A 7,464-nucleotide genomic window follows, 5' to 3' on the forward strand; every position below is an offset into this window, starting at 1 on the left:
CCGGTGTGCTCATCGGCGCTTCTCACTCCCAGAACATAGGCTAATTCCATATTGGAACTGGGAGTTCCGCAACCCTCGGTTTGCACCTATTACCACGCGGCGCCTGGCTTCACGGCATTCTGCAAGACCGACCAAGTCCGAAGACGATGCCTAGGCATGTTAAATGCGCAACATCCAGGCGCAATCCGCGCTGTCTGAACTCTGGAGCCTTCCATGCGTTCCTACATGGGTTCCAGCACAGCTTCGCGATGAGAATAACGACAGTGCGACCGACAAAGGCACGACGGAACGCAATACTAGCTTCTCTTGCCATGCGGAGCCGCCTTCAGGGCTACTAAGCGCAGATTTCCCGCTGTGCAGCAGAAGGCGTGCCGCTACGGATGCCTCGGCAGGCCGTAGATTCGCTGGCATAAACACCTAGCCACGCAGACGCCAGACCGGCGACTTCCATGAAAGATGCAATCGAGCTGGACTTTAACGGGTACTTGGTCACTGGACTTGCAGTGTCCGACGGGACCGCGTTCGCCGCAATGGTGATCGTGCGCCTGCCAAGCGGTGACCAAGTGGTCAGCTGTCTGCTGGAACGATTTGATGAACCGGACGAGGCCAAACGGTCAGCAATTGAGTATGGGGTTCATGAAATTGATCGCTTTCTAGCTGTGCGCCGTGGCTTAGGCGCATGGGGGACGCAGTACGGCCGGCCAAATGGACCTTAGGAAAGAGTCGGTGTACCTCACACGACCGGGCGTTGTGGCCGTCGAGTTTTTCAAACAGCCGCCGGAAGTAATCGTTCGCGCGGCGATCGCTGCAAAACGACGACGTAATCTCGGCCTACTCGGCGCTCTGTTAGCGTCCTCCCACACAGTCTTCTGAAAGCTTTTTGTCTTAGTGCTCGGCCTCCATGGCGGGACCGCAATTGACGGAAGCCTTGCGCTTAGCTGCGTGATTCCAAACATGCACACTGATTTGATAGGGCGGGGTAGTGGTGTTCAGTATAACTGAGTACTGCGCGGGGTAGACTGTCGCTCTCTCGGGCGTGGCAATCGCGCCTTTCGCCGCATGCCCTTTCGTATGCGGTTTTTTTGTTACTCCATCGCTTATTAGACGCCGCTTCCGCCCTCTGCACGCTTGCGGCTTTCGGCGGGCGCTGCATTGGCTACAACCCCCGTCGGCAGGTTGGCTGCACTGCCAGCAGCGGTCACGTCGGTAAGTGCCGCTGACCTTCGCCACGTCTGCAACGCGCCGTTCCAAGTGTGCGGAAGATGCGACGTAGGCGACGCTTGTTCGCTCCACATCGTCAGAAAGCGCTTGTACGCGTTTGTCTGCTGCACTTTCCGCGACCGCTCGCAACGACAGGTCGTACAGTTCGACACTCAGAGCGAGTTCGCGACTTAACGTACGACTGTTTTTTGCCGCCAAGTAAAAATACGTTTGCCGCCGGTTCATTCAACGAACCGCAGTATGTATCGAACAGGAGGCCGCCGACGAGCTGGCTTGCCACGAGGGGGGCGATAGTCGCTGACGCCTCGACGTTGCGATAGTTGAACGTCCCGGCAGAAAGGCAAACGAAGCCGCGAACGTCGAGCTTGAGAAACATGAGTAGCGAAGTCCTTGTATGCACACCAGTGCTTTTTCGTTGCTCCTGTCATTCGCTGCATGAACCACCGGCTTATTCGACGTGCGCTTTCACATGCTCAGGCCGGCCGGCCGGCCGCGAAGCCGAACCATGCAGACAATACGGCGATCGCAGCGCAAAGCGCGGCCAGGCTCTTTAACGATTCCGTTGCGTGAAGCAGCGATCCGGCGACGAAAGGCCCGCTCGAGGCAACGAGGTAACCGATGCCCTGCGACATGCTGGAAAGCTGCGCGGCCACGTGCGAATCAGAGGACCGCAGGCCGATGACGGTGAGCGCAAGCGTGAACGATGCGCCTTGCGCGACACCGAGAAGCAAGGCCCAACCCCCCATCGTCGATAACGGCGCAAAAAAGCAGCCCATCAGGGCCACACCTGTCAGTACGACCGCGGTTACATTGAGCACACGCTGATCTGGCGATCGCGCGACGAGAAGCGGCAACAGCAGAGACGCGGCCGCCTGCGCGATTACGCTCAGCGAGAGGAGCAGTCCTGCGTCGAGTGCGCTCATGCCTCGCATACGCAACACAGTCGGCAGCCAGCCGAACACGATATACGCGAGCGACGATTGTGATCCCATGAAGAGCGTGACCTTCCACGCAAGCGTATCTTTCCATAGTCCGCGCACGAGCACCTGTGCGCGTCCGAGATGAGCGTCCTTGGGCGGCAGATGGACGCGCCAGACGACCGCCGCGAGAATGATGGGCAGCACCCACAGTGCCAGAGCCGACGCCCACGAATTGCTCGTGGCATTGTCGGTGAGCCGATCGATCGCATGAAGAGCGGGCACTGTCAAGGCGGCTGCGGCCGCGGCGCCGGCGCCCATCGCCGCACTGTAGACGCCGGTCATCAGCGCGACGAGATGCGGAAAGTCGCGCTTAACTACCCCTGGCATCAACACGTTCATCAAAGCAATCGCAAAGCACGCTATCACCTGCCCTGCATACAACGCCTGCCACGTTGGTATAACCCGCATTGCAGTGCCGGTTGCAAGCAATACGAGCAACGCGAACAGTGCGCGCTCACTTCCCAAGCGCCGTGCGAGCATCGGGGCGAGCGGACCGAACAGGCCGAAGCAGAGCGAAGGAAGCGTTGTCAGCACGCTTGCGCCGGCGCTCGTCAGCTTCGTCGCGCGAACCGCTTCGAGCAGGATCGGACCCACACTTGTAATTGGCGTGCGCAGTGAAAACGCTATGAGAGCGAGGCCCGCAGCTAGCGCGAGGCTACGGCCGGGACCACCGACAGTGCTGCCCAGAGTCTTCGGATTTGTCATCGCGCCTCCGTGCGGCCGAAGCTGATGGCCACCATTGAGGAGACGTGCTTCAGCACTGATGCCAGGGTTAGGTACGGGGCAAAGTGCGTTACCAGGCACATGCAGTTGTTTTCGCTGGTATCGGGCAATGTCATTTAAAGGTTGTCTGCACGCGGTGATGCGCGTGATTGCATTTCTCGCGCATCATTGTATTCGCGAAGGCATGGCTTAATTCGCCACGTGGATGCGCGGTGCTCATAGAGCGACGGCACGCGGGCGGGACGTTCAGGTCAAGCTCGTCTGTTCGCCGCTCCAGGAAAGCGATCCACGGATGCGCACCTGGCAAGCGCCCACTCAGGAACTGCTCGGGTCCGCATCGCGCCAGAAACGCTCACTGCGTGTACTCCGCACTTGCCAAACATCGAGCTTGCGTCTTGCGTGGCGGAACAACAGAGCACGGACCTGACCGTCAAGGCATTGCGGCGAATCCGGAGGCAGGGCCCTAGGAGAATGAACTTACGATCAGTTTCTAACAGAAATCTGGCTCAGGTAGCTGCCATAACAAACGGCGTCTATCACAGCAGCGCGTCACAAGGGAATGACATCGGCCGCGACGAAAGCACCACAAGGCACAAGGCAGAGCGGCGACGCGTCGCCCCACCCGCGCTATCATCCAGACAACCAAACGAGGTGAACTCTGGGGAATATTCGGACAGGGCCGGCCATTAGCGGGCATGACAGCAAAGAGGAAGCCGAAGCCTACGACGTGTGGTTTCGCGGGTGCGCCTGGCCCTCGAGGAAGGAGTCAAAGACACTCCCTACGATAAAGCGGTGGCTTGGGCGCGCGCGCGGATTGCCGCCCGACGTAACGTGACAAGTGATTCGTTGACTGGCGCCCGCGTGCAGTGGGAATTCAAGTCAAGTTGCATCGTCGAGCCGGAGCCGCCGTGCTTAGAACGCTTGCTTGCGAGGCAGCGCTTTTCTGCGCGATGCCCGCCTTGTCCGAGAGTTGGTACGCTCGCTTTGAGAGCGTTCAAGAAAAGGGGTTGAGCACGGTCAGCTGCTCGAAGATAACTTGACCATGGTGCACGTCTTCCGTGTAGAGCACCTCGCAATCTGCGAGCAATGCAAAAGCAATGATGCAGGAATCGTAGAACCTAAATCCGTACTGCGCCGCAATCCTGCGCGCTTCTCTATGAACGTCGAGCGTCAGGGGCACGACTTCACAAAGCACTTCGACGTCGTCTAAGATGCGCTCAATTTCAGGCCACGATAGGCCCATCTTCCGGCTCATCACAAGCGTGACCTCGTTCATGACCTGGGTACTGCTGACTGGCTTGGAATTTCCGCCAGCCACCAGTGCTTCAGCCCTGTCTGCCTTTGCGACGTCGCAAGAAAACAGATAGACGATGACGTTGCTGTCGACGGCGAAGCGAGTCGGTGCTGCCTGCGTCATTGGGCGCTGTCCCGGTCGCCGAGTGATTCCCGCTCGAACTTGAAATCCGCGGGCAGACGTCCCCGATACTTGCGCAGGCGCTCGATACGCTCGGTTACTGTGGGCTTTTTGCTGACCGAGAACGCGCCGGAACGGTCAGCGTAGATCTCAATGTCGTCGCCCTCCTTCAACTCAAGCGCGTCGACGACGCTTGCGGGCAGTCGCACGGCAAGGCTGTTACCCCATTTCGCGACCTGCATGGTGGCCTCCTTAGATACACATTATTTGAATTGTATATCCGCGCTGGCTTTCTTTCCAGTCAACAACCACTAACCACCTCCGATCGCTAGCATAACGTCACGCGACGGTTCTACTATGTAAAGTCGGGGCCCGAGGCCAGCGGAGATCAAAATGACCGGATTTGCGTCGCACGCGGCGGCAGCCCGCGGCGTGGCTGCAACCGCTGTCGCCGCGGTAGCGATCCTCGCGGCGCCGAATGCTTCGCTGGCACAAACTGGCGGAAACATGCATCCTGGTGGCGGAGCGAACGACTGAAAACGGCTGCTTCGTGCACGCCTGCCGAAGAGCGCCTCGAAAAATTGCCTCGCGCGCCGATCTTCTGGCACATCGACCGCTTCCTGAGTCGCTCTGCCGCAGAAGCGGCAAAGGAGAAGAACGGAACAGTCGTCCAGATTTTTGGACATGTGTGGCTCTTCACGATCGCGGATGAATCATGGCGATCATCCGGTGGAGAGCACGTTGCAAGCGTCGGGCCTCTGGAGCTTCCGGCAGCGCGAGAGTTGATGGCCACGTACATGGAGGGAAATTTCATGCCGGGGATGCAATCGACGGTGCATCGTCATCTGGGAACGGAGGCTTGGTTCGTTCTCTCGGGCGCGCAATGCCTGGAGACGCCGCGCGGAACGCAGATCGGCCGTCCGGACGCCCCGCCAGTCATCGTTGCGCCCGGAGATCCAATGCTTCTCACGGGAATCGGTAGCGAGCAAGGCCGCTGGCTCATGCTAATCCTGATGGACGCTCACATGCCTCGGGGATCCGCTGCCGACGACTGGACACCAAAGCATGTTTGCGAACGCGCTGACGCCGGCTGAGGAACTCGCCTAGCCGCACTGTTTGATGAAAATCGAATGGCCGGGGTAGCCAACCGCAATCGAGAGGAGGCGACCATGTAGCGCGTCCTCTTAGGGTCGGCGAACTGGGTAGCCTGCCTCATGCTCTGCAGGGACAACGCTCATGACCCCGGAGGAACGCGAAAGACCCCCAGGTACGACGCGAAGCGTCCAGCCACCGGAACTGACATCAGGGGCACGACTGCCGTTCAAAAAAGCGACACACTCACAGACGCTTTTGTTGAGCGAAGAATCGAACACCTAGCGAGGATGATCCGTTCGCAACATTGGCACCGGATCGGCTGAACGTCCCAGCCCCGGGATGGTCTAACTGGCCACGCCGAACGACATCGTCATCCCCTCGCTCAGGCGCGATGCAACGCCTGGTCCGCTTGGCGCCAAGCTGCCTCGATGCCGTGAGCGCGCACATCGCCGAATACTCAACCTGAACGGACAGTCGGTCCGACCCCGTTACCTGGCAGTAACCCTCCTTCAGTTAGCTTTAAACAGAAGCCTTAGCTGTTCATGCAGACGGTCGGGCAGCCGCATAAGCGTTTATCGTATCGGCCAAGAGCGGGGCAAGTTCGATTTCTCACTACTGGATTAGAGCCTGCAGGGCATCCTAACGAGAAGAGACCGGTCTCCACAGTGATCGCTGCGCGGCGCTCGAGTTACGGAGGGCGGCTCTATGCGAAGCACAACGCCGCACGAAGTCTGTTTTTCTTGAGCAGCCTCGAGCCGATGGCTGCGCTCCACGACGTTTTGGATATGATGAAGCCGGGGCGGGCCAGCACTCGAAGGTAGGTGGCGTCAACGCATGGCGGCTGGTGCCAACTGTACCTGCCGGGCACTGCGCCGCTACGCAAGAGAGGGCAATTATGAAGACGGCAATCGGCGAGTTTGCGAGCAACGTCATTTCGGTCTTACTCGGCGCTCTTCTTGTTAGCATCCTCGCATACAGTCTTCTCAAAATCCTTTTATTCGTGTTGCTCGGCCTTCATGGCGGGACCGGCTGATGACGGAAGCCCTGCGCGCGTATCGGCCGCTACACCGGCGACGCAAGGTCGCTACAGAAGCGCGGCTCTCTCGGAGCAACAATCGACCTACTGACAGACCGTTCCTTACGTTCAGCCAGGCGACTCCTGCGCTGTCGCGCGGCCGCGGCGCTTTCGCTTGTTACTTCGAGCGCCAGCCTTCAATCAAATTCGTCCGAGCCAGCTCACGCATGGCCTACGGGAAGTCCGCGAGAAGGCCGAAGCCTACGCTAAGCTCGAGGGCCATGAACTCGAGATGGCCATCGCGGACAAACTCGTGCCGATTGTGTACGGCCCTGGAGAAGCTCCATTCGCGATTGACCATCATCACGTCGCGGCTGCGCTTTGGCGAGCGCATGTAAAGCGAGTTCCTGTCGTTGTTGTTAAGGACCTGTCCGCGTACTCGACGAACGAGTTCTGGCTGACGATGGAGAACAATCGGTGGGCGTACCCCTACAACGCTTTGGGCAAACGTGTGCCATTCTGTGAAGTGCGCGAGTTTAGCTGGGAGCTTGAAGACGACCCATTACGCAGCCTGTCTGCGCGCGTTCGCGACGAAGGGGGATATGGAAAGACATCAGTACCTCTCGAGGAATTCCGCTGGGCCGACTTCTTCCGCCAAACGCTGCCGCTCCCCAAGAACGATGCAGAGTTCGACTCCCGGTCAAGAAAGCAGTGAAGTTGGCAAAAAGCAAAGAAGCGATTGGGCTGCCGGGCTTTCTTGGAAAAGCGCTTGCCGCAGCATCTTGCATCGGAAGGCTTGACCACGCGCGTTACAGGAGGAACGGATGAGCCTACTCCTAACCATCTTCGGTGAGGGGCGAGACCTCGACTCCCTCCAAATGGCCGCCCATGCGGTCGTCGTGTTTGCCAGCGCGCTAGTTTGTATTCGCATAGCAGGACTGACCTGCCTGATTTCTCCGGACCGTTTCAATCTTGAAGAACGGCCTTGGCTGCTTCAATTGAACAATACCGCTGCT

At 59.1% G+C, this 7,464-nt stretch carries 5 protein-coding genes and 1 pseudogene; 3 read left to right on the plus strand and 3 right to left on the minus strand.

The features are described from left to right. The first annotated feature begins 449 nt into the window (after positions 1–449). Positions 450–716, plus strand: coding sequence for a hypothetical protein (locus AB6804_RS31070; protein WP_370889718.1), 267 nt, complete (start codon positions 450–452; stop codon positions 714–716). A gap of 978 nt (positions 717–1,694) precedes the next feature. On the opposite strand, the gene AB6804_RS31075 is transcribed toward AB6804_RS31070, so the two are convergent. The 3 genes from AB6804_RS31075 to AB6804_RS31085 all read right to left on the minus strand — a co-directional run bounded on the left by AB6804_RS31075 (position 1,695) and on the right by AB6804_RS31085 (position 4,580). Next, positions 1,695–2,906, minus strand: coding sequence for an MFS transporter (locus AB6804_RS31075; RefSeq protein ID WP_370889719.1), 1,212 nt, complete (start codon positions 2,904–2,906; stop codon positions 1,695–1,697). Between the two features lie 1,012 nt (positions 2,907–3,918). Beyond that, entirely contained in the window at positions 3,919–4,341 is a 423-nt protein-coding gene (locus tag AB6804_RS31080; protein ID WP_370889720.1) for a PIN domain-containing protein, read from the minus strand. Then, positions 4,338–4,580: an AbrB/MazE/SpoVT family DNA-binding domain-containing protein gene (locus tag AB6804_RS31085; RefSeq protein ID WP_370889721.1), complete on the minus strand. Its 243-nt coding sequence runs from the start codon at positions 4,578–4,580 to the stop codon at positions 4,338–4,340. Before AB6804_RS31085 ends, AB6804_RS31080 begins: the two co-directional genes overlap by 4 nt. Before the next feature lie 2,043 nt (positions 4,581–6,623). On the opposite strand from AB6804_RS31085, the gene AB6804_RS31090 reads away from it, so the two are divergent. Beyond that, complete coding sequence (locus tag AB6804_RS31090) at positions 6,624–7,163, plus strand: ParB/Srx family N-terminal domain-containing protein (RefSeq protein WP_370889722.1); 540 nt, start codon at positions 6,624–6,626, stop codon at positions 7,161–7,163. 109 nt (positions 7,164–7,272) lie between these two features. After that, positions 7,273–7,464: pseudogene (locus AB6804_RS31095) on the plus strand (hypothetical protein); the annotation flags it as partial.

Source organism: Caballeronia sp. RCC_10 (genome assembly GCF_041360715.1).
Taxonomy (GTDB): Bacteria; Pseudomonadota; Gammaproteobacteria; order Burkholderiales; family Burkholderiaceae; genus Caballeronia; species Caballeronia grimmiae.

Bases quoted from the DNA above. Each gene is read 5' to 3' on its own strand.
- AB6804_RS31070 (WP_370889718.1), top strand. From the start codon at position 450: ATGAAAGATGCAATCGAGCTGGACTTTAACGGGTACTTGGTCACTGGA.
- AB6804_RS31075 (WP_370889719.1), bottom strand. From the start codon at position 2,906: ATGACAAATCCGAAGACTCTGGGCAGCACTGTCGGTGGTCCCGGCCGT.
- AB6804_RS31080 (WP_370889720.1), bottom strand. From the start codon at position 4,341: ATGACGCAGGCAGCACCGACTCGCTTCGCCGTCGACAGCAACGTCATC.
- AB6804_RS31085 (WP_370889721.1), bottom strand. From the start codon at position 4,580: ATGCAGGTCGCGAAATGGGGTAACAGCCTTGCCGTGCGACTGCCCGCA.